21 protein-coding genes and 1 pseudogene are annotated in these 20,713 nt (G+C 67.6%); 12 read left to right on the forward strand and 10 right to left on the reverse strand.

All coding sequences use genetic code 11. The annotated features are described in order from the left end of the window. The 8 genes from ACNQR1_RS01155 (at nt 1) to ACNQR1_RS01190 (ending at nt 5,072) form a co-directional block, all read left to right on the forward strand. Nucleotides 1-606 (forward strand): BMC domain-containing protein, encoded by a 606-nt coding sequence (locus ACNQR1_RS01155; protein WP_036446433.1) that lies wholly within the window; start codon nt 1-3, stop codon nt 604-606. Then, complete coding sequence (locus ACNQR1_RS01160; RefSeq protein ID WP_418043404.1) at nt 603-1,115, forward strand: hypothetical protein; 513 nt, start codon at nt 603-605, stop codon at nt 1,113-1,115. The genes ACNQR1_RS01155 and ACNQR1_RS01160 overlap by 4 nt, the downstream gene beginning before the upstream one ends. Then, a complete protein-coding gene (locus ACNQR1_RS01165; RefSeq protein WP_044514627.1) occupies nt 1,112-1,375 on the forward strand; it encodes a EutN/CcmL family microcompartment protein in 264 nt (87 codons plus the stop codon). Before ACNQR1_RS01160 ends, ACNQR1_RS01165 begins: the two co-directional genes overlap by 4 nt. Nucleotides 1,376-1,387: 12 nt before the next feature. Next, a complete protein-coding gene (locus tag ACNQR1_RS01170; protein WP_044514625.1) occupies nt 1,388-1,669 on the forward strand; it encodes a BMC domain-containing protein in 282 nt (93 codons plus the stop codon). A 2-nt stretch (nt 1,670-1,671) separates the two neighbouring features. Then, complete coding sequence (locus ACNQR1_RS01175) at nt 1,672-2,334, forward strand: microcompartment protein (RefSeq protein WP_418043406.1); 663 nt, start codon at nt 1,672-1,674, stop codon at nt 2,332-2,334. A 127-nt stretch (nt 2,335-2,461) separates the two neighbouring features. Then, complete coding sequence (locus ACNQR1_RS01180) at nt 2,462-3,457, forward strand: phosphotransferase enzyme family protein (protein WP_418043408.1); 996 nt, start codon at nt 2,462-2,464, stop codon at nt 3,455-3,457. 18 nt (nt 3,458-3,475) lie between these two features. Next, on the forward strand, nt 3,476-4,255 hold the full coding sequence (fabG, locus tag ACNQR1_RS01185; RefSeq protein ID WP_418043410.1) for a 3-oxoacyl-ACP reductase FabG: 780 nt from the start codon (nt 3,476-3,478) through the stop codon (nt 4,253-4,255). A gap of 49 nt (nt 4,256-4,304) precedes the next feature. Further along, the gene (locus ACNQR1_RS01190) at nt 4,305-5,072 is read left to right on the forward strand and encodes a GntR family transcriptional regulator (RefSeq protein WP_418043412.1); all 768 of its coding nucleotides are present in this window, start codon (nt 4,305-4,307) and stop codon (nt 5,070-5,072) included. A gap of 8 nt (nt 5,073-5,080) precedes the next feature. Here the strand turns inward: ACNQR1_RS01190 and ACNQR1_RS01195 are convergent, their stop codons facing one another. Together ACNQR1_RS01195 and ACNQR1_RS01200 are read right to left on the reverse strand one after the other, a co-directional pair. Then, complete coding sequence (locus ACNQR1_RS01195) at nt 5,081-5,344, reverse strand: hypothetical protein (protein ID WP_418043414.1); 264 nt, start codon at nt 5,342-5,344, stop codon at nt 5,081-5,083. 50 nt (nt 5,345-5,394) lie between these two features. Next, entirely contained in the window at nt 5,395-6,378 is a 984-nt protein-coding gene (locus ACNQR1_RS01200) for an alpha/beta hydrolase (protein WP_418043416.1), read from the reverse strand. 79 nt (nt 6,379-6,457) lie between these two features. Here ACNQR1_RS01200 and ACNQR1_RS01205 point away from each other — a divergent pair, with 79 nt between their 5' ends. Next, the gene (locus tag ACNQR1_RS01205; RefSeq protein ID WP_418043418.1) at nt 6,458-7,159 is read left to right on the forward strand and encodes a UdgX family uracil-DNA binding protein; all 702 of its coding nucleotides are present in this window, start codon (nt 6,458-6,460) and stop codon (nt 7,157-7,159) included. On the opposite strand, the pseudogene ACNQR1_RS01210 reads toward ACNQR1_RS01205, so the two are convergent. From ACNQR1_RS01210 to ACNQR1_RS01235, 6 genes and pseudogenes are all read right to left on the reverse strand, one after another. Further along, nucleotides 7,075-8,539: pseudogene (locus ACNQR1_RS01210) on the reverse strand (aminotransferase class I/II-fold pyridoxal phosphate-dependent enzyme). The gene ACNQR1_RS01205 and the pseudogene ACNQR1_RS01210 overlap by 85 nt on opposite strands. Next, nucleotides 8,505-9,650, reverse strand: coding sequence for an MFS transporter (locus tag ACNQR1_RS01215; protein WP_418043420.1), 1,146 nt, complete (start codon nt 9,648-9,650; stop codon nt 8,505-8,507). Before ACNQR1_RS01215 ends, ACNQR1_RS01210 begins: the two are co-directional and overlap by 35 nt. After that, nucleotides 9,647-10,924, reverse strand: a complete 1,278-nt coding sequence (locus ACNQR1_RS01220) for an amidohydrolase family protein (RefSeq protein ID WP_418043422.1) — start codon at nt 10,922-10,924, stop codon at nt 9,647-9,649. The genes ACNQR1_RS01215 and ACNQR1_RS01220 overlap by 4 nt, the downstream gene beginning before the upstream one ends. Beyond that, entirely contained in the window at nt 10,918-12,030 is a 1,113-nt protein-coding gene (locus ACNQR1_RS01225) for a CoA transferase (protein ID WP_418043424.1), read from the reverse strand. Before ACNQR1_RS01225 ends, ACNQR1_RS01220 begins: the two co-directional genes overlap by 7 nt. Continuing rightward, nucleotides 12,030-12,935 (reverse strand): acyl dehydratase, encoded by a 906-nt coding sequence (locus tag ACNQR1_RS01230; protein WP_418050230.1) that lies wholly within the window; start codon nt 12,933-12,935, stop codon nt 12,030-12,032. The genes ACNQR1_RS01225 and ACNQR1_RS01230 overlap by 1 nt, the downstream gene beginning before the upstream one ends. Nucleotides 12,936-13,028: 93 nt before the next feature. Further along, entirely contained in the window at nt 13,029-13,595 is a 567-nt protein-coding gene (locus ACNQR1_RS01235; protein ID WP_418043426.1) for a TetR/AcrR family transcriptional regulator, read from the reverse strand. Between the two features lie 144 nt (nt 13,596-13,739). On the opposite strand from ACNQR1_RS01235, the gene ACNQR1_RS01240 reads away from it, so the two are divergent. Both ACNQR1_RS01240 and ACNQR1_RS01245 read left to right on the forward strand, forming a co-directional pair. Next, complete coding sequence (locus tag ACNQR1_RS01240; RefSeq protein ID WP_418043428.1) at nt 13,740-14,993, forward strand: NADH:flavin oxidoreductase/NADH oxidase family protein; 1,254 nt, start codon at nt 13,740-13,742, stop codon at nt 14,991-14,993. Then, nucleotides 14,990-15,415 (forward strand): nitroreductase/quinone reductase family protein, encoded by a 426-nt coding sequence (locus tag ACNQR1_RS01245; protein WP_418043430.1) that lies wholly within the window; start codon nt 14,990-14,992, stop codon nt 15,413-15,415. Before ACNQR1_RS01240 ends, ACNQR1_RS01245 begins: the two co-directional genes overlap by 4 nt. Here ACNQR1_RS01245 and ACNQR1_RS01250 read toward each other — a convergent pair. Together ACNQR1_RS01250 and fadD4 are read right to left on the reverse strand one after the other, a co-directional pair. Then, nucleotides 15,405-16,289, reverse strand: a complete 885-nt coding sequence (locus tag ACNQR1_RS01250; protein WP_418050231.1) for an enoyl-CoA hydratase/isomerase family protein — start codon at nt 16,287-16,289, stop codon at nt 15,405-15,407. The genes ACNQR1_RS01245 and ACNQR1_RS01250 overlap by 11 nt on opposite strands. 5 nt (nt 16,290-16,294) lie before the next feature. Beyond that, entirely contained in the window at nt 16,295-17,815 is a 1,521-nt protein-coding gene (fadD4, locus tag ACNQR1_RS01255; protein ID WP_418043432.1) for a fatty-acid--CoA ligase FadD4, read from the reverse strand. A gap of 223 nt (nt 17,816-18,038) precedes the next feature. Here fadD4 and ACNQR1_RS01260 point away from each other — a divergent pair, with 223 nt between their 5' ends. Next, nucleotides 18,039-20,711, forward strand: coding sequence for an adenylate/guanylate cyclase domain-containing protein (locus tag ACNQR1_RS01260; RefSeq protein ID WP_418043434.1), 2,673 nt, complete (start codon nt 18,039-18,041; stop codon nt 20,709-20,711). The last annotated feature ends 2 nt before the right edge of the window (nt 20,712-20,713 follow it).

Here is a 20,713-nt window from a genome sequence, read left to right on the forward strand (position 1 = left end):
GTGGCTGAACTTCGTTCCTTCATCTTCATCGACCGGCTGCAACCGCAGACCATGTCGTATCTGGGCACCTGGATCAAGGGTGCACTACCGCGCGCCAACCAGGCCGCCCAGATCATCGAGGTGGCTCCCGGCCTGGACATCGAGGGCGTCACCGACGTCGCCCTCAAACACGCCGAGGTCAAGGCCGGAATCCTGGTGGTCGAAAGGCAATTCGGCTACCTGGAGTTCCACGGGGAGACCGGCGCGGTCAAGGCCGCCGCCGACGCCGCGCTGGACGAGCTGGGCGGCAACACCGGAAGCGCGGTGCAGCCGAACGTGCTGGCCTCACGCATCATCTCCAGCGTCGACCACCAGCACGCATTCCTGATCAACCGCAACAAGATCGGCTCGATGGTGCTGCCGGGGGAATCGCTGTTCGTGCTCGAGGTGGCCCCCGCGTCCTACGCCATCCTCGCCACCAACGAGGCCGAGAAGGCCGCGGACATCAAGGTGGTCGACTTCCGGATGATCGGGGCCACCGGACGTGTCTACCTGTCCGGCACCGAGGCCGATGTCCGCACGGCGGCCGAGGCGGCTCAGGATGCGCTGGCGAGGGCCACCGCATGAGCATCAACAGGGATGAACTGCGCGCCCTCGTGCGTGAGGTGGTTCGGGAGGCCGTTCGGGATGTTCGGGCCACCGCCAAGACTCCGGGGCCGGTGGCTCTCCCCCCACCACCGGCTCCGGCCCCATCTGCCCCGCCGACGGTCGCGGACCAGTTCGGTGTGGAACCCACCGGCCCCCGTGCCGTCGACGGCAAGAACCGCACCGAGACGGTTCAGTTGGCCGATGACCGAGACCTCGACAACTTCGTGCGGAAGCTGTTGCGGCTCTTCGAAAGCCCGAAGACCAGGGCTGACCTCAAGGCCGGGCGGCTCAGTTTCCGGCTGGCGGGTTCGACGCGATCACCCGGCGGCGGAGCCAGTCACCGCATCGAAACCGGGGCGGTAACCGAACGGCAGATCGCCGACATGGCCGGCGGCACGCTCGTGCTCGGCCGCAAGGCGGTACTCACCCCGCTGGCCCGGGAGAAGGCCCGCACCCTGGGGATCACGATCGAGAAGGAGCGCAAATGATCTCAGCGGTTGTCACCGGCAACGTGTGGTCGACCCGACGGATCGACGGCATCCCGCCCGGTGCGTTCCTCGAGGTCGAGATCGACGGCACCGGGTCGAAGCTGATCGCCTTCGACGTCCTCGGCAGCGGTGTGGGCGAGCGGGTCCTCGTCGCCCAGGGTTCCGTGGCCTCGGGCTGGTTCACCGGAACCCCGCCCCCGGTCGACGCACTCATCATCGGATCCATCGACAGCAAACCTGATACCAAACCCAACAAATAAGGAGAAACACCCATGTCCAGCAACGCAATCGGACTGATCGAGACCAAGGGCTACGTGGCCGCGCTGGCCGCCGCCGACGCCATGGTCAAGGCTGCCAACGTCACCATCACCGATCGGCAGCAGGTCGGCGACGGCCTGGTCGCCGTGATCGTCACCGGTGAGGTCGGTGCGGTCAAGGCCGCCACCGAGGCCGGCGCCGAGACTGCCTCGCAGGTCGGCGAACTGGTGAGCGTGCACGTCATCCCGCGTCCGCACAACGAACTCGGCGCGCACTTCGCGGTCGCCAGCAAGTAGCCATGCCGACCAAAGCGGACGAGAGCACGCGGATTCGCACCCAGATCCGCGTCTACCTGTTGGTGGAGGACCTGCAGCGTCAGTTCGCCGCCTACCTCGGAACACCGACCCGGGCCCGGGGTTACCCACCGTACGAGGGTGAGCACGCGCTGATCGTCGAGGTGTCCCCCGCCTTGGCGATCGAGCGGGTGATCGACCTGGCACTGCGCGAGGTTCCCGGCATCCAGCCCGGAATCCTCTACGTGGAACGCCAATTCGGGGTTCTCGAGATCCACTCGGCCAATCTGGAGGATGTGCAGCGGGCCGGCGAGGCGATCCTGGCCGGCACCGGCAACAAAGCCTCCGACCAGCTGCGGCCGCAGGTGCTCTACCACGACATCATCGAGAACATCACCGATCAGCATGCGGTGATCCTGAACCGCAACCGGCAGGCATCGATGATCCTGCCCGGGCAGTCGCTGCTGGTGTACGAGATGACCCCGGCGCTGTTCGCAGCGGTGGCGGCCAATGAGGCGGAGCGCGCCGCACCTGGGCTTACTGTGGTTGACGTGCAGATGATCGGCGCCGCTGGAAGGCTCTACATCGGCGGTAGCACCGCTGACGTGACCGTGGCGCGGGACCGGATCACGGCGGTGCTGGATGGTATCGAAGGACGGGATCACTGATGAGCGCTTGCGCGAAGAAGAGATTGCACTGATGAGCGCTTGCGCGAAGAAGAGATTGCACTGATGAGCGCTTGCGCGAAGAAGAGATTGCACTGATGAGCGCTTGCGCGAAGAGGAGAGGGCGCTGATGGTCATCACCGACGAGATCGATGTCGCCCAACTGGCGTTACGCCAGTACGACATCGGGACGGACGCGACGCTGCGGTTGCTGAACCTGTCCGAGAATGCCACCTATCTCGTCGAGGATGCCGGTGCCCAGTCCATCCTGCGGGTACACCGGCAGAACTACCACCAGCCCCACGAGATCGAGTCGGAACTGGACTGGCTGCAGGCGTTGCGGTCCGACAGTGACGTCACGGTGCCCACCGTGCTGCCGGCCCGCGACGGCCGGCGGCTGGTCACCGTCAACGACAACGGAACCGACCGCTATGCCGTGCACTTCGGCATGGTCGCCGGGGCCGAGCCCGACGAAGGAGCGTTGACCCTCGACGACTTCCACACGCTGGGCCGGATCACCGCTGCGCTGCACGACCATTCGCAGCGGTGGGAGCGCCCCGCCGGGTTCGGCCGGTTCTCCTGGGATTGGGAGCACAGCCTGGGCGCGGCTCCACGTTGGGGCCGCTGGCACGATGCCGAAGGTGTCGGCGCCGCCGAGCAGCAGGTGCTGGAACGCGCCCAGGCGCTGCTGCACGATCGGCTGCATGCCTACGGCACCGGGCCCGATGTCTACGGCCTTATCCACGCTGACCTACGGCTGGCCAATCTGCTGGTCGACCCCGACCCTGCGGGCGCTGCCAAGATCACCGTCATCGACTTCGATGACTGCGGGTTCGGTTGGTATTTCTACGATTTCGGTACTGCCGTGTCGTTCATCGAGGACGATCCGGCGCTGCCGGAATGGCAGGACGCCTGGGTGCGCGGCTACCGCACGCGACGCGATCTGCCTGCCTCCGACGAGGACATGCTGGCCTCGTTCGTGCTGCTGCGCAGGCTGCTGCTGCTGGCCTGGATGGGCAGCCACAGCCACTCCAGGGAATCGGCGACCAAGGCCATCAGCTATGCCGCAGGCAGCTGCGAACTCGCCGAACGCTACCTGCGCTCCAACGGCCTCACCCTGACCTGACTCTCAAAGGATCCCAACATGTTCGCATCGCTTCAGGGCCGCTCGGCCATCGTCACCGGTGGCAGCAAGGGCATCGGCCGCGGCATCGCCCAGACATTCGCCAACGCCGGCGTGGACGTCCTGATCACCGGGCGCAACCAGTCCGACCTCGACGAGGCGGTCACGGCGCTGGCCGACGCACCGGGCCGGGTCAGTGCCCTGCGCGCGGACGTGACCAGTCCCGAAGACGCCCGCCAGGTGGTCGGCGCCGCCGTCGAGCGGCACGGCGGGCTCGACATCGTCTGCGCCAATGCCGGCATCTTCCCGTCCGGGCGCCTGGAAGACCTCACCCCGGACGACATCGACCAGGTCCTCTCGGTGAACTTCAAGGGCACCGTCTACATCGTGCAAGCCGCCCTCGCCGCGCTGACCGCCAGCGGCCACGGACGCGTCGTCATCACATCGTCGATCACCGGCCCGATCACGGGCTATCCCGGATGGTCGCACTACGGGGCGTCCAAGGCCGCCCAGCTGGGCTTCCTGCGCACCGCCGCAATGGAGCTCGCCCCGAAGAAGATCACCATCAACGCGGTGCTGCCGGGAAACATCATCACCGAGGGCCTCGTCGAAATGGGCCAGGACTACATGGACCAAATGGCCTCGGCCGTGCCTGCCGGCCGACTCGGATCAGTCGCCGACATCGGCAACGCTGCGCTGTTCTTCGCCACCGACGAAGCCGCGTACATCACCGGACAGTCGCTGGTCGTGGACGGCGGACAGATTCTGCCGGAATCTCACATGGCAATCGCTGAACTCTAGGTCAACCTGGATAGAATTGGCTGTACCAATACACGGGCAGGGGGCCGGGGTGGCAGTTCACAGCGAGGAGTTGCGCAGGCGCATCGTCGCGGACATCAACGCGGGGACCCCGGGCGCCAAACTGGGCAGTGAGCGTGACCTGGCCGAGCAGTACGGCACCAGCCGCTCCAGCCTGCGCCAGGTGCTGGCCGCCCTGGAGGAAGCCGGGCTGGTGCACCGGGTGATCGGCCGGGCCGGCGGAATCTTCATCAGCCACGGGCAGGTGGAGCGGCACCTCTCCGATGTCGTCGGCGTGCCCGCCTTCCTCGCCAATCAGGGCTATGTCGCGGGCACCCGGGTCCTCTCGACGCGCATCACCACCCCCGACGACGCCACCAAGACCGCCCTCCGTCTGGGTCCCGGCGACTACGTCATCGAGATCCAGCGCGTCCGCCTTGCCGACGGCTCGCCCATCTCACTCGAACACGCACAGTTCCCCGCCGACGCCTTTCCGGGCCTGCTCGATCAGCAGCTGGGCGGGTCACTCTACGAAATCCTGGAATCCCAATATGGTTTGGTCACCGGCCGGGCCGACGAGCGCATCGAGGCGGTCAGCGCAACCAGCAGCGAAGCCACTCTCCTCGGCATCAAGCCCAAGGCCGCACTGCTGTTGATCACCCGGGTCACCTACGACCAGAACGGTTCCCCGTGCGAGTTCTCCCGCGACCTGTTCCGCGGGGACCGCACGGCACTTGCCGTCACGGCGAAGGGCAGCGGTATCGCCACCCACGCCGATGCCAACACCGCATCGGTCACCCTGCAGCGGCAGGCCGGCTGAATCCCGCTTCAGCGCACCACCGAGTAGAACGAGTCGTCTCCCTCGTCCCCATCCTCCCGGTCACCACGCTGGTCGGCACGACGCTTCGGCTGCTCGGGCTCCTCGGCCGCGAGCTTGCGCTCCAGGGTCTCGTCGGTGTCCGCACGATCGGCACCGTGCCAGTCGTCGGGCGGATCTACGACCTCGTCGCCATCAGCGTTGGCGACCTCGTCGGAATCGGTCGACTCACTCGGCGACAGCGTGTCATCCGGTCCGTTCTCGATATCGCTCATGGTGTTGGGATGCCCGCGGCGCCGCCGCGGGAAACTCGTCGGGAAGGCGATCAGGCCGCGCGCTGAGCCGGCTCGGCGGTCACGCCCTTGACGAAGTCGCCCATGTAGCCGATGGCCCGCCTGCCTTCCGGCAGGATGTCAGCCGCGAGCGGGAAGTCGTGCACCTGGCCGCTCCAGACGTGTAACTCGCAGGGCACCTGCGCATCGGCCAGTCGACCGGCCACCAATTCCGAGTCAGCCAACAATATTTCGTCCGCACCCACGTGGATCATCACCGGTGGCATGCCCGCGAGATCGGCGGTGGCCGGGTCGATCAACGGCTCGGCGTCACACCGGTTCGGCTGAACCTGGCTGCGACGCACGGACCTGGCGAATGCCGACAACGCCGCCCCGGTGAACATCGAACACCGGGAGATGTTGCGGTGAGCCAGCTTTTGCGCTGGGTCGAGATCGATCAACGGTGAGATCGCGGCCAGACCGGCCGCCGGAACCACACCGCGGGCCAGCGACCTGAGCGCCATTGCGAAGGCCAGGTATCCGCCAGCCGAGTCGCCCGCGATCACGGTCCGCTCCGCGCCGTAGCCACGCCGCCGCAACCAGGACAACCCGGCCAGCGCATCATCGACGGCGTCGGCAAGCCCACACGCGGGCAACATCCGGTAGCCGACGTTGAGCACCAAGGCGTCGGCCGCAGCCGACAATCGAGAAGCCAGAGCACGGTGGGTGTTGAGCCCACAGGTAAGAAACGCCCCACCGTGCAAGTACACAATCGCGTTGTGGCCCGAAATTCCATGTGCGCGGACCAATTCCGCGGGACAATTCGGCAACGCCACGGGTTGAACCGACGCGGACGCACGACCTGGAACCAGGCCCGCGAGCCGGTCGATCGAACTCAGCGGCCAGGCCAGATCCGGCTGCCATGCCCAGGCACGGATCACGCTTTTCACAGCCATCCGGCAGCCGACTCCCAGGGCCGCGGCCTCCAGGCTGCTCCTGCGGTGCAGTACCCGTTTCGCCGCGCATGCCCGGGCCATGTACATCATCTCCTGTTGTCACCACATCGGGTACCCGAACTGCGCGTGGTGAAACGGTGCGTACGGGTACCCCACGGTCATGAGCGGCGCAGCGGCATTCGTCCCGGACACACCTGACCTGGCGGAACTGGCCAAGGCGGCGCGGCGGTGCAAGGGATGTCCGCTGTATCTGGATGCCACCCAGACCGTGTTCGGGTCCGGACCACCTTCGGCCCGGATGATGTTGATCGGCGAGCAGCCGGGTGACCGGGAGGACCGCGCGGGAGCGCCCTTCGTGGGACCCGCCGGCCGCATCTTGGACAAGGCCCTGGCTGCCGCCGAGATCGACCGCGCCGAGCTCTATTTGACCAATGCGGTCAAGCATTTCAAGTTCACCACCAATGAACGGGGCAAGCGCCGTATCCACAAGACCCCCAGCCGAACCGAGGTGGAGGCATGCCGGCCGTGGATACTCGCCGAACTGGACACGGTCTCACCGGAGGTCGTCGTCCTACTCGGCGCGACCGCCGCCAAATCCATGTTGGGCAACGATTTTCGGGTGACGCGCCACCGCGGTGAGATCTTCCATGTCACAGACTTGGTGTCCAACGGGGAGCCGGCGCTGATCGCCACGATTCACCCGTCGGCGGTGCTGCGCGGACCGTCGGCGACCCGCGACGAAGCCTTCGACGGACTGGTCGCAGACCTCCGCACGGCCTACGCGGCAACCCGAACCGTGCGCAGCGCAGGATCAGCGGGGTCGGGAACGTTCATGCCCGCCACGAGCCCGGTGCGCAGGTAGTCCAACACGGCCTGGTTTATCCGTTCACCGGGCACCACCGCGGGAATCCCCGGCGGGTACGGAGTGATCTGCTCAGCGGAAACGCGGCCGACCGCCTTCTCCACCGGAACATCCTCGACGGGGCCGAAGAACGCGTCCCGGGGCGCCATCACCGTCTCCAGCTCCAACTCCTCGGGAGTGGGCAGATCGACACGCGGCGGCGGATCGAAATCGTTTGCGGCCTTGCGCCACAGCTTGAGCGCCTCGATCAACCGGCCCGAGGTGTCCGGACCATCGGCCGCCGACATGGTGGCCAGCACCCGGCGGTGGTCGGTCATCCCCAGGTCGACCTGGCAGTACTCCCGCAGCCAATCGGCGGCCTGGTAGCCCGAGGTGCCCGTCGCCGAGATGTCGATCAGCACCTGCAGCCGATCCAGATCGTGCGAGGCCTGCTTGCCCAGCAGTTCCCGGTCGAGGACCTCCACATCGTCGATCTCCTCGATCGCGTGGCGGGTATCGGAAGCCAAATCCAGTGCGGCACACATCAACTCGTGCCCATGCTCGACCATCTGCCTCCGCCAGCCGTCAATCGCGCTGTACACAAGCACGTTCGGGCTCGTGGTCATGAGCAGATCGGCACATGCGGACAGCCGGTTCTCGTCCACGAGATCACCCTGTAGATGGAACACCGAGCCCTGTTCGAAACCGGCCCCCATCTTGTGCACGCTCACCACGCACACGTCCGCTCCGGCGTTCATCGCCCAGGTCGGCAGATCCTCATGGAACGGCAAGTGGGCGCCCCATGCCTCGTCGACGATCAGGGGCTTGCCCCGGCTATGGCAGACGTCGGCGATGCCTTTGATGTCGGCGCAGGTGCCGTACGGACTGGGGCTGACGATCAGCGCGGCCGCGGCATCCGGGTGACGCTGCCAGGCCTGCTCGACCTGCTGGGGCGACGGCGGGTGTGAGAAGTGACGTTCGGCATCCCACTGCGGGGTGATCCAGCGTGGCGACAGACCCGAGAAGATCAGCCCGGCCACCACCGACTTGTGGCTGTCCCGGCTGAGCAGCAGGCTGCCGTCGCACCCCGCGACGGCCATCATCGCGGCCTTGACCGACAGCGAACTGCCGCATGTGGAGAACCATGCCGACCTCGCCCCCCACCGCCTCGGCCATCAGCTCCTCGGCCCGCTTGAGGTAACCATTGCTCATCCGCCGGTCGTCGAGGCCGCCGCTGGCCAGGACGTCACTGAAGAACGGCTCACGTCCCAGGACCTGCAACACCCTCTGGTCGACACCGCGGCCCTGCCGATGCCCCGGCGGCGAGAAGCCGTACCGGTTCGAGTTGTGGTACTCGCGCAACGCGTCAAGCAGCGGTGCCGCGCCCTGATTCCCCGTCATGGCCGGTGAGTACCCACATCAACCCGACCCCCACACACACGGCCGTCATCGCGGCGAACGCCGTCGGGAACGTGAAGGACGTGGCCAGCGCACCGACAGCCAGAGACCCCAGACCGGTGCCCGCGTCGAATCCGACGTTCCAGGCGACACTCACGGCACCGCGGGCATGCTCGCCGGTGGCGGCGAAGGCCTGCACCAGGGTGAGGTTCTGCAACGCGCCGTACGCGGTGCCGAGTAAGGCGCAGCCGAGGATCACCAACACTCCGCCGACACCGATGCCGAAGGCGATCACCGCAAGCCCGACGGCCCCGACACCGAGCATCGGAGCGATGAACCTCGCGGCGCCGTGATGATCGGCAACGCCTCCGATCAGCCACCGGGCCAACGCCGCCATACCGGTCATCGCCAGCAACGCGCCGAGCGCGGTCGTCGCACCACCCAACAACGGTGCGAAGGTCAGGATCGCGCCGCCTGCCGCTGTGATCACCACGAGCGCAGCGATCGGCGGAACCAACCGGCCGATGCTGTCGAGTCGATCCGAATGCGCTTCGGTCACCAAGGTCGGTGCCGGGCGGGTGAACGCCAGCGGCACCGCCAGCAGAGGGACTGCAGCCAGCACGAACACCAGCTGATACCCGGCATTCTCCGCCAGCCACGGTCCCAGCGGGGTCAACACGAACTGCGGCGCCGCGATGGACAGTCCATACGCGCCGATCGCCCGGCCACGGCGCTCCTGCGGGATCAGCGCGGCGATGCCCCTGACACTGCACACCGTCAGGATGCCGAACCCCAAACCCCGCAACGCCGCCAGAAGCAGTACCTGCCAGAGGGAGTCGGTCAGCGAGTGCAGCGCAGCCGGTATGCCCAGCAACACGAGCCCGAGTGCCTGCGTGACGGCCCAGCCGGCCCTCCGCAACAGGCGTCCGACCAACAGTTGTGCGATGACGGTGAACAGCATCAGCACGCTGTTGACCGCCCCGGCCCCCAGGTTGTCGGCGCCGATACGCACCGCCCACATCGGGGCGACCGGCAGCAGCAAGGAGAACCCGGCGAATCCCAATGCAGCACAAGCCAACAACGCGGGCATGCCCGGCACCCGCCAAACGTTCACCGCTCAAACACCACCAGGCCGCCGATGATGGTGGCCGCCACGAGATCGGCCTCGAGCGTGTCGACCACCCGCTGCGGGGAAGCGGCCAGCACGCACAGGTCACCGGGCTCGCCGGTCGCGATACGCCGCGGCCGGGCCGGATTCTCTGCGCTGCCCAGAAACAGCCCCAGCGCGCGCCGCCCCGATATTCGTTCGGCCGGGGTGAGCACCGCGCCGTTCGGGGTTCGACGGTGCACGGCCGCGCGCATCGCGGCCCATGGATCAGCGGCACCGAACGGCGCATCGGTGGACAACGCGACCGGCACGCCGGCAGCCAGCAAGGTGGCCAGTCGCCAGAGCTGATCCTGTTCGGCGGCAGGCACATCCGTGCTGTACTGGTCGCCCCGCTCGGCCACGAAGTTGGGCTGGGTCACCACCGTGATCCCGAGGGCGACGAGGTCGGCGATGCAGTCCGCCGGCACCATCGCGGCGTGCTCGATCCGGTCGGCCGGGTGGCTGCCCGCGGCCTGCAGGGCGGCGATGGTCACGACGAGTTGGGCCGAGGTCACGCAATGCACGGCCACCGGCTCACCGGCCCGGTGCCGCTCGGAGATCCAGGCAGAGAGCGCATCGAGATCGAGTCCGTCGTCGTGCAGGATGCGCTTGCCCGGCGCGAGGTAGTGCACACGTTGGGGCAGGCCCGTCGGGCGGTCAGCAGGGTGAAGGTCCGGGGTGGCATCGGTGACCCCGGTGACGCCGTAGCCGGCCAGGCGGGCGCCGAACTCCGCAACTGCCGCGGGTCGACGTTCCAGGGACTCCGACCAGGTCGGGTCCGCGCTGCGCAGGCGCCCGTCGGGATGGTCGCCCAGGCCCAGCGCCGCGAGACCGGCGGAATTCACCGTCCACAGGACACCACTACGGTGTTGTACGCGTACCGGGACATCGGGGGCCAACCGGTCCAGGGCGTGCCGGTCCAGTGGTCCGGCCACCGCCTCGTGGTAACCGACAGCCCGGATCCAGCCGTCACCGCCCACGACGGCGGCGGTCAACGCCCTGGAAAGAGCTGTCTCGCCGGCCGCCTCGGCGGGGCCGACACGGACCGAATCCTGCTCGGCCGCAGCCGAGTACACGTGTAGATGGTGATCGTGCAGTCCGGGGATGACCGTGCCGAACGCGGCGTCGAGCACCTTTTCGCCGGGCTCGAGCGGCAGTGAGTCCGCGACCGCTTCGACGGTGCCTCCGACGCGGATGTCGGCCACCGTCCCGTCGAGTAGCGTCGCACGACGAATTAACATGGAGCATCCATCCGTTCCGCCACCAACCGGCGGACGGCCTCGTCGTCGGCTCCCAGTTCTGGGCCGGAGGCACCCACCGCGGGCCGTACCGGCACCACCTCGGTGTCCTCGCCATCGCAGGAGCTGTATCCGGCGGCCACGGCCGCCATCGAGAATTCGATCAGCTCGCCGCCGCCGCGTTCCCGCGATGCCGCAACGGCGGCCGCGGCATGCAACCCGGTGAGTGGATCGGCGATGGCATCACCTCTGAACACCGGTGCGCCCCCGCAGTATCCGACGAGGCCGCCTGACACCGCGGCGTCGTCGCCGAACGCCACCCAGCCGGCCTTCTCCCCTGCGGCGCCGTGCCCGGTGATACGCAGCCAGATCCGGCCGGGCCGGGGCGCGATCGCATCGGGACCCAGCCCACGCCGGCTCAACGCCGCAGGACGAGAGGCCTCGATGACCACGTCTGCCACCCGAATCAGGGCGGTTATGTCCCGTGGGTCATCGAAATCCACCGTGTACGAGAGTTTTCCACTGTTCATCCAGTCGAAGAACTGCGGTGCCCCGGCGCGGGTGCCGTCCGGGCGATTCCGGCTCTCCACCTTGACGACGGTTGCCCCGGCCCTGGCCAGCAGCTGCCCACACAGGGGCCCGGCCCACATCGACGACAGGTCGACTACCAGCGTGCCGGCCAGCGAACCCTTCCGGGCTGGTCCGAGCGGGCTGATCACCGGCGGCGCGGGCTCGGTTTCCCCGAGCACGGCGACCGGTAGTGCGAGCAGGCGGGCCCGTTCGGCCACCGCCTGCGCGGAGTTGACGGCCACCCACGCCTCGATCGCCGGCCATGGGTCGGTTTCTGCCGAGTCGTCCTGCAGCAGTGCGGGAACAGCGGCGACGTCATCGGGGCGCGACAGCGTGAGCGCGCACCATCCGTCGCGGGCGGGCACCAGTCGCGTCGCCCCGCCCGCCGAGACCTGCCCCCGGGGCGCGAGGTCCAACTGCGCAGCGCGGCCGGTGAGCAACTCGGTGGCGTCGACCGCGACGCCGGTGCGGGTCGTGAAGTCGTCGGCGACCCTCTGGGCCTGCCTCAGCAGGGCCAGCGGAATCGCCAACGGTGTCATCAGAACTGCAACGCGCTGAACCGCCAGTCCAGCACCTGGCGGTCGTCGCCACCGTCGGGGCCGCCGGCCGCGTACACCAGCGAGCGCAGTTTGAGCACCCCGGCGTCGGCCGATTCCACATGTAGCTCACTGAAGAGTGTGTCGCCCTCGTGGACCGGGCCGGTGTGATCGCAGGACTCCCAGCCCAGCACGGTCACCAGGTTCGGCAGCAGCCGGGCCGCCTGGGCCAGAGCCAGCCCGATGGTGTGCCCGCCGTACACCAGGCGCTTGCCGCCGGCACGCCAATCATGATGAGTTGCAGCGATGTTCAGCGTCAGCCGGGCCAGCTCCGGAGCACTGCTGACCACATCGGCGGTGCTGTGCAGCACCACCCCCGCCAGCGCCGGGTCGAAATGCGGCCCGGGCACCCGGCTCCGGAAGGCGTCCGCATCCCAGCCTGCGGTCGGATTCGGTGCGGTGGCCTCGGACCCGATCGTCGACAGATCGTCGGCGTGCCCGGTGTCGATGTCGTCGCCGGACAGCGGCAGCATCGCACAGCGGTAGAAGTCGAGAACCTTGCGATCCAACTGGTCGACGGTGGTCATCCGCAGGGCTGCCAGACCAGTGGCCGCCCGCCCGGGCTTTGTCGAATTCTGTTTCAGACCAACTACTTCGGTGCGGGTGTACAGGGTATCCCCGATCACCGGGCAGCGGTGGAACGCTAGCCCCCGGTAGAACAGGTTGGCCTTGACCCGCTGGGTGACCAGGGTGCTCTGGCCGATCGCGACGTCACACACCAGCGCCGGGTGCGCCAGCGGCCCGGGCTCACCGGTCACCGCGGCAGCGAGTTCGGCGTCCAGCGCGAGCCGTAGCCGGTCGCCGAGGATCGCTTGATGGGTGGCAGCCGCACCCGCCGTCAGCGTCATCGCCGGAGCGGTATCAAAAACCTGACCGATCTGCAGGTCGTCGAAATGCGGGCCACCAGTCACAACTCGCACTGTAGAGCAGGTGCCCGCAGATCAGGCGCCCGGCAGGTACAACTTGGTGAGTTCGACGAGGTGCCGGCCGACATCGTCCAGGGCATCGGTCTTCTGAGCCGCGATCGCCATGATGATCGCGCCTTCGATAGCCGCGATCGACATGGTCGCCAGCGAACGAGCTGCGTCCTCATCCGCACCGGAGCGGATCATCCGCTCGGCGAGCATCGCGTGCCAATCCTGGAACGTTTCGGCAGCCACCTCGGCGGCCTTGGGCGCCTCACATCGACCGAGGACCGCCGCGACGATCGGGCAACCGGCCTGCAACTCCGTCTCCGCCAGCTGCAGTTTCCACTGATCGATGAACGCCTGCACAGCTTCGGCGGGATCGCGGCCGTCATCTGTCGCGCGGATCAGCGTCGTCAGTGTCTGCCCGGCCACCCGGGTCGCCTCCGCGACGAGTTCCTCCTTGCCACCCGGGAAGTTCAGGTAGATGGTCCGCCGGGAGACACCGCTGTCCTCGAGCAGGGCGCTGACGCCGGTACCGGCCACACCCCTACGCCGCAACAGCCCCGTCACGCTCGTGATCAAGGTGTCTCGTGCTGACATCGCGCCCGTCGCCTTCGTAGTCCCTACCATGCACTAGACCAATCAGTCTACCCGCACGGACCTGCCGGGAACGCCTCATTGCAGTAGACCGATCGGTGTACTAGCGTCGGGGAAGCATCCCCCGGCCATTTCGAGGAGACCGCCATGCCAGACATTCACGACCCGCTGCCGCTTGCCAGTGGCCAGGTCCTGCGCAACCGGCTGATGAAGTCGGCGCTCAGCGAAGGCCTGGGCGGCGCAGGCCATGGCCCGGACCATCGGCTGGTCGAGCTCTACCGGCGGTGGGGAACGGGTGGCTACGGGCTGGTGATCACCGGCAACGTGATGGTCGACCACGACCATCTGGGCGAGCCGGGCAACGTCGTCATCGAAGACGACCGGCATCTCGACGGACTGTCCCGATGGGCCAAGGCCACCAAGGACGGCGGAGGACTCATCTGGATGCAGGTGAACCACCCGGGAAGGCAGGCCAATCCGCTGGCCACCCGGTCTCAGCCGGTGGCGCCGTCCGCGATTCGCATGAGCGTGCCCGGGTGGCAGGCTCCGCGTGCCCTCACCGACGACGAGATCGAAGCCACCGTCGACAGATACGCGCGGACAGCCGCGATCGCCGACGCGGCCGGCTTCGACGGAGTCCAGATACACGGCGCGCACGGGTATCTCGTCGCCCAGTTCCTGTCACCACGCACCAATCAGCGAACGGACCGCTGGGGCGGCGATGCGGAGCGCCGGATGCGCTTCGCGCTCGAGGTGGTCCGGCGGACCCGCGCTGCCGTTAGCCCCGGCTTCGCCGTTGCCATCAAGCTCAACTCCGCAGACTTCCAACGTGGAGGTTTCACCGAGGAAGAGTCGCGTGCCGTCATCGCCGCGCTGAGCGCCGAGGAAATCGACCTGATCGAAATCAGCGGCGGCACATACGAATCCCCCGCGATGGAAGGGAGGCCCGCGGTGCAATCGGCCTCCACAACGGCTCGCGAGGCCTACTTCATCGAGTACGCCTCCGCTGCCCGGGAGGTCGCCGGCGACGTGCCGCTGGCCGTGACCGGAGGTTTCCGCACGCAGGCGGCGATGAGTGACGCCGTCCGGTCCGGCGCCACCGACGTGATCGGGCTGGGCAGGCCCACCACCGTCAACCCGGCCGCAGCCGACAACCTGCTGGCGGCACGCCAGGCGGTCCTGCGAGTTCCCGACATCTCGCCTCCGCTGCCCGCCCGGCTCGCGAACACCGCGCGCGCCAAGACTTTTCTCAGCGCGCTGGAACTGCAGTGGCACGCCACCCAGCTGCACCGGCTGGGCGGCGGCCGCGAGCCGGACCCGACGATCGGCCCGTTGTCCACCGCGCTGCGGCTGCTGAAAAGCAACGGACTCGACGCTTTTCGTGCAAGGAGGAGCTCATGACCACTCAACCCGACAAGACCCTGGGCAAGTTCCGCAGAGAGCGGGCGCTCGGACGCTATCTGCTGAACCCTTCCGTCGCGTTGTTGGCGAAGCTGGGCGTGCGCACCGCGCTGGCCTCCGAATTGGAGACCACCGGCCGCAGGACCGGCCAGCTGCGGAGGGTTCCCGTCTCCGTGCAGTTCGACGCCACCGGCGCCTGGGTGATCTGCCAGCAAGGAACCCGATCGGGCTGGGGGAGCAATATCGCGGCCAACCCGAACGTTCGTGTGCGGCAAGGGAACCGATGGCGGCCCGGCGTCGCGCAGTTTCGGCCCGACGACGACGTCGTCGCGCGCGGTCGCAAGTTCGGGGCGATCGGCGCGCGCGTCGTCAAGGCCCTGGAGACCACGCCGGTCTCGGTGCGCATCGACTTCAGCGACTGAGGCCGACCTCATCCACCAGTCCCCACGCCAGCGCGGTGGCGGCGTCGATGGTGCGACCGGAGAGCACGAGATACGCGGTGCGCCAACGGCCGATACGACGCGTGATGCTCACCGTTCCGCCCGCCCCGGGAATCAAACCGAGGGCCAGTTCAGGCAGGCCGATCGTGGCATCCGGATGGCAGCTGACCCACCCGCAATAACAGGCCATCTCCAGGCCACTGCCCAACACCTGGCCGTGCACCTCGGCGCGGCAACGTCGCCCCAACCGTTCGGTGATCTCATCGAGCACCAGGGCCGGGCTGTACCGGGTACGCGCCAGATGGGCGCTGGCCGGGTCGGCGAACGAGCCGAATTCGGCCAGATCGCCGCCGCTGCAGAATGATCTGCCGTTCCCACCGAGCACCAACTCGTCGATCGCCGGATCCAGCCGGGCCACCTCGAGTGCCTCCAGCAGCGCACCCCTGGCGTCGGTGGAGAACGCGTTGTGCCGCTGCGGCCGGTTGAACCGGACGTGCAGCGTGTTCCCCTCTCGATACGCCTGCACCGGCTCGGGCAGCTGCGGCGCGGTGGCGGGGCCCCGTTCGGCCAGCCACCGGCCGAATTCGGGGCCCGCCTGCAACGTCGAGTACGCCAACGACTCGGTGATCAGGCCGGCCCGGGTCGGCCCGGCCGGGTCGAGCGACCGCAGCACGTCGTCACATACCGCCGCGGCCTGCGGCCACGTCCGGCACCGTTCGGTGAGTTGCCCCAGAGCCTGCTCGACCGAATCCACGGTGACCACCCGCCGGTCCTCGGCGGAGCGTTCGGTCAGCGTGAACGTCGCGGCATCCGTCGGGACGTCGACTCCGACGCGGATTCCCGCGGGCAGCTCCAGAACGGTCACGAGTACTTGTTTATCAGCCCCTGCTTGTACAGCTTGCCGGTATCGGTGCGAGGGAGCTCGGCCTCGAACGAGATTGTCCGCGGGCACTTGTAGTGCGTCAGACGCTCACGCAGCCAGCCCAGCAGCTCCTCGGCGAACTCCGGAGTGGCGTCGGCCGGGTCCACGGTCTGCACGACACCCTTGACGCTCTGCCCCATCTCGTCGTCCGGGATGCCGAACACCGCGGCATCCATCACCTTCGGGTGCACGACGAGCATGTTCTCGGCTTCCTGCGGGTAGATGTTCACCCCGCCCGAGATGATCATGTGGTGACGCCGGTCGGTGAGGTACAGGTAACCGTCCTCGTCCACGTATCCGATGTCCCCCACCGTCTTCCACCCGTGCGACTCACGCGAGGAGGCGGTCTTCTCCGCATCGTTGAGGTATTCGAAATCGGCGCCGCCCTCGAAGAAGATCTCACCGGCCTGCCCGGGTGGCAGTTCCTTGCCGTCCTCGTCGAGGATGTGGACGAGGCCGTTCATCGGCTTGCCGACCGAACCCGGATGGGTCAGCCAGTCCTCGGCGAAGATCACCGTCGCACCAATGGCCTCCGAAGAGGCGTAGTACTCGTCGACGATGGGGCCCCACCAGTCGATCATCTGCTTCTTGATCTCGACCGGACACGGTGCGGCAGCGTGCATAACGCGGCGCAGGCTGGACAGATCGTATGAATTCCGCACGTTCTCAGGGAGTTTCAGCATCCGGGTGAACATCACCGGGACGAACTGACCCTGGGTGACGCCATACTTCTGGATCGCGTCGAGCGTGCCTTCGGCGTCGAACTTCTCCAGCACCACCGTGGTGATACCCGCGGCGTGGGTCTGCATGGACCACACCGACGGCGCGGTGTGGTAGAGCGGCGCGGGGCTCAGATACACCGAATCCGGCTGCATCCAGAAACCCACCAACGCCGACATCATGCCGGGGGTCTCCGACGGCGGCACGTGCGGCAGCTCCCGCTTGATGCCCTTGGGTCGGCCGGTCGTGCCCGACGAGTACTGCAGCAGGTCCCCGTCCATCTCGTCGTCGATCGGGGTGGCGGGCAGGTCGGCGACGGCTTCCGGGTACCGCTGCCAGCCGTCGAGCTCACCGTCGGCGATGAGCAGGGTGTCCGGCAGGCCGCTCGGCAGTTCCTTGTCGAGGCCGCTCAGGATGTCCTTGAGTACAGCGGAGCCGACGATGGCCTTGGCCCCGCTGTTGTCGATGATGTAGGCGGCCTCGGCCGCGGTCAGATGCGTGTTGATCGGCACGTAGTACAGGCCGCTGCGGCGTGCCGCCCACATCACGGCATGAATGTGCTCGTTGTTCTCCATGAGGATCGCAACCACGTCGCCCTCGTGCAGACCCTGCCGACGGAAGTAATGGGCCAGGCGATTCGCGCGGGCTTCGAGCTCACCGAACGTGACGACGGTGCCCGACGGATGAAGGATGATGGCCGGCTTCTCGGGGTTGGCCTCGGCATGCTCGCGGATCTGCATGAGGGCACTGTAACCGGCGCCACTTGACAGGTGTCAAGTGGCGTGGGATTACACGCTCCGATATCGACGTGAGCAGGTGTTTGACTGCAGAAGCACCGGAACCGCCCGCGCCGCCAAACCGAGGTCCAGTCCCGCGCGCCGGACCTACGATGTCAGAACGCCCAGCGGATCGAGCGTGGGGAGCGCCGATGCGATTCACCGAACGGCGCTGAGGACGGCCAGCATGCCACCCGGCATCGCAACCTTCCTGTTCACCGACATCGAGGGGTCCACCCGCCGGTGGGAAGCCGATGCCGACGCGATGCGAGCCGCGCTGACCCGGCATGACGACGTGCTCCGCACCGCCGTCGACGCCCATGGCGGGCAGGTGTTCAAACACACCGGCGACGGCATCTGCGCGGTCTTCACGTCACCGTCGTCAGCCGTCGATGCCGCATTGGCGGCGCAGCTGGCGCTCGAATTGCCGGTACGGATGGGCATCGCCACCGGCGAAGCCGAGTTCCGCGACGCCGACTATTTCGGGGTGGCGCTCAACCGGGCAGCCCGGATCATGGCGGCCGGTCACGGCGGACAGATCCTGCTCGACGGGTTGACGGCAGGCCTGTTGAGCGCCGTCGATCTGATCCCGCTGGGGTCCAGACGGCTACGCGACATCGCCAAACCCGTGGACATCCATCAGGTCCGAGCACCGGGATTGCGTACGGAGTTTCCGCCGTTGAACGCCGTCAACGCCGGGCGAGGGAACCTGCGGGCTCCGACGACGAGTCTGGTCGGACGCGAACTTGATCTCGCCGAACTGGACGCGGCCCTGAAGGTGCATCGTCTGGTGACACTGACCGGCGTCGGCGGTGTCGGAAAGACGCGATTGGCCCTGGAGGTCGCCTCACGGTCGGCCGATGCATTCCAGGACGGGGTCTTCGTGATCGAGCTCGCCGCGGTCGGGGATCCGGCGGCGGTTCCGGACTCCGTCGCGACGGTGCTCGGAATCACCCAGCAGCCTGGGCTCACCGTCTCCGAGAGCATCGCCGCAGCCCTCCAGGGACGCTCACGCATCCTCGTTTTCGACAACTGCGAGCACGTCCTGAGTGCCGCCGCCGACCTGATCGAGACGATCCTCGCCCAGTCGTCGACCGTCACCATCCTTGCCACCAGCCGGGAAGGCTTGCGGCTCAGAGACGAACAGCTGTGGCCGGTTCCATCCCTGGACATCGACTCCGACATGGGCTCCACAGCCGCCGCACTGTTCGTCGAGCGAGCCCAGGCTGTGTCACCTCGCGCATCGTTCGTCTCCCCGGCAGAGTCCGCCGCGGTCGTCGAGATCTGCCGTCGCCTCGACGGTATCCCGCTGGCGATCGAGCTCGCGGCATCCCGCATCGTGTCGATGACGGCGACCGAGATCCGCGACCGCCTCGACGATCGGTTCCGGTTGCTGGTTGGCTCGCGTCGGGGACTGGAACGCCACCAGACTCTGAGCCAAGCGGTGCAATGGTCCTACGACCTGCTCGACGATGACGAAAAATCTTTGTTGACAAAGCTTTCCGTGTTCAATGGCGGGTTCAATCTAGCCGCGGCGTGCGCCGTCGCCGGGTCCGGAGATGACCTGGGCACACTGGATCTGCTCGACGCGCTCGTCCGCAAGTCGTTGCTGGTGGCAGACCGGACATCGCCGCGCACTCGCTTCTCGATGCTGGAGACCATCCGGCAGTTCGCCGAGGGACAGCTCGTCGGCCTCGGTGATGCGCGGGCGGCGCGCAGCGCGCACGCACAGTACTTCGCGGCCATGGAACCCGAAGTGCAAGCGTTGTGGGACAGTCCGCGCCAACGCGAAGCGTACGAGTGGTTCAACGTCGAATTGGCAAATCTGCGTGCGGGATTTCGTTGGGCCATCGACAACCGCGACCTGGATACCGCCGCCACAATCGCGGTGACCTCGATCTTCCTCGGGTATTTCCTGGAGCAGTGGGAGCCCATCGCCTGGGTCGAGGAGACCATCCCGCCCGCGAAAGCCGCACGGCATCCACGGCTGGCGCAGCTCTACGTAGGGGCAGCGAACTGTGCGGCATTGGGCCGGCTCGACGACTTCGACGAGTACGCGGATGCAGCCCGGGCGGCGATCGAGAGCGGAGAGTTCGACAGCGTGGGCGACGAATTCTCGTGTGTGGTGGCCGCCGGGTACAGCACGACGGGTCGGCCCGAACTGGCAGTCGAATGGTGCAAGGCCAGCATTGCACGGAATCCCGTCCGCCACACCGCCAGCGACGCGGTGATGGTCGTGGCGTTGACCGTCTGCGGTGCCACGACCGAAGCGATGGCGGTATCGGAGAACCTGCTCTCGGCTGCCGGCGTGGCCGACAATCCGAGCCTGGCCGGCGCCGCGCTGCTCGGATACGGCTGGGCCCGGCGGGAGTCCGATCCCACCGAGGCATACCGAGCCCTTCGCCGGGCACTGGCGATCGCTGACGAAAGTGGCGACCGCCAGCAGACTTCCATCATCGCAGGGCTGCTGACCGGACTCGCGGCCGACCGCGGCCAGCATACCGAGGCCTTCGACTACATCACCCAAACCGTCCGGCACTACTACGATTCCGGCACCACGGAGCTCATGCGGGTCACGCTCGGGCTGCTCGCGGCGTTGCTTGTTCGACTGGGCATTCACGAGCCGGCGGCCACCATCATGGGATTCACCGTGGCGGCAATCGGACACCCGAGTTTTCCCGAGATCAACGCCGCAATCACCGAGCTGAACAACGTTCTCGGCGAGGAGCGCTACCAGTCGCTGGCAATGACAGGTGCCACCATGACCACCGCAGAGATTGCCGACTACGCATTCGAACAGATCGACCGCGGAAGGTCTCACCTGGCGGCTGAACCGAGCCGCCATGGCCAGCTGCACTGACC

Origin of the sequence: Mycobacterium sp. 48b (genome assembly GCF_048282725.1) — a bacterium.
Classification (GTDB): domain Bacteria; phylum Actinomycetota; class Actinomycetes; order Mycobacteriales; family Mycobacteriaceae; genus Mycobacterium.

Coding starts and splice junctions, on each gene's coding strand:
- ACNQR1_RS01160 (WP_418043404.1), top strand. CDS start 603: ATGAGCATCAACAGGGATGAACTGCGCGCCCTCGTGCGTGAGGTGGTT.
- ACNQR1_RS01165 (WP_044514627.1), top strand. CDS start 1,112: ATGATCTCAGCGGTTGTCACCGGCAACGTGTGGTCGACCCGACGGATC.
- ACNQR1_RS01170 (WP_044514625.1), top strand. CDS start 1,388: ATGTCCAGCAACGCAATCGGACTGATCGAGACCAAGGGCTACGTGGCC.
- ACNQR1_RS01175 (WP_418043406.1), top strand. CDS start 1,672: ATGCCGACCAAAGCGGACGAGAGCACGCGGATTCGCACCCAGATCCGC.
- ACNQR1_RS01180 (WP_418043408.1), top strand. CDS start 2,462: ATGGTCATCACCGACGAGATCGATGTCGCCCAACTGGCGTTACGCCAG.
- fabG (WP_418043410.1), top strand. CDS start 3,476: ATGTTCGCATCGCTTCAGGGCCGCTCGGCCATCGTCACCGGTGGCAGC.
- ACNQR1_RS01195 (WP_418043414.1), bottom strand. CDS start 5,344: ATGAGCGATATCGAGAACGGACCGGATGACACGCTGTCGCCGAGTGAG.
- ACNQR1_RS01200 (WP_418043416.1), bottom strand. CDS start 6,378: ATGGCCCGGGCATGCGCGGCGAAACGGGTACTGCACCGCAGGAGCAGC.
- ACNQR1_RS01205 (WP_418043418.1), top strand. CDS start 6,458: ATGAGCGGCGCAGCGGCATTCGTCCCGGACACACCTGACCTGGCGGAA.
- ACNQR1_RS01220 (WP_418043422.1), bottom strand. CDS start 10,924: ATGTTAATTCGTCGTGCGACGCTACTCGACGGGACGGTGGCCGACATC.
- ACNQR1_RS01225 (WP_418043424.1), bottom strand. CDS start 12,030: ATGACACCGTTGGCGATTCCGCTGGCCCTGCTGAGGCAGGCCCAGAGG.
- ACNQR1_RS01230 (WP_418050230.1), bottom strand. CDS start 12,935: ATGACGCTGACGGCGGGTGCGGCTGCCACCCATCAAGCGATCCTCGGC.
- ACNQR1_RS01235 (WP_418043426.1), bottom strand. CDS start 13,595: ATGTCAGCACGAGACACCTTGATCACGAGCGTGACGGGGCTGTTGCGG.
- ACNQR1_RS01240 (WP_418043428.1), top strand. CDS start 13,740: ATGCCAGACATTCACGACCCGCTGCCGCTTGCCAGTGGCCAGGTCCTG.
- ACNQR1_RS01245 (WP_418043430.1), top strand. CDS start 14,990: ATGACCACTCAACCCGACAAGACCCTGGGCAAGTTCCGCAGAGAGCGG.
- fadD4 (WP_418043432.1), bottom strand. CDS start 17,815: ATGCAGATCCGCGAGCATGCCGAGGCCAACCCCGAGAAGCCGGCCATC.
- ACNQR1_RS01260 (WP_418043434.1), top strand. CDS start 18,039: ATGCCACCCGGCATCGCAACCTTCCTGTTCACCGACATCGAGGGGTCC.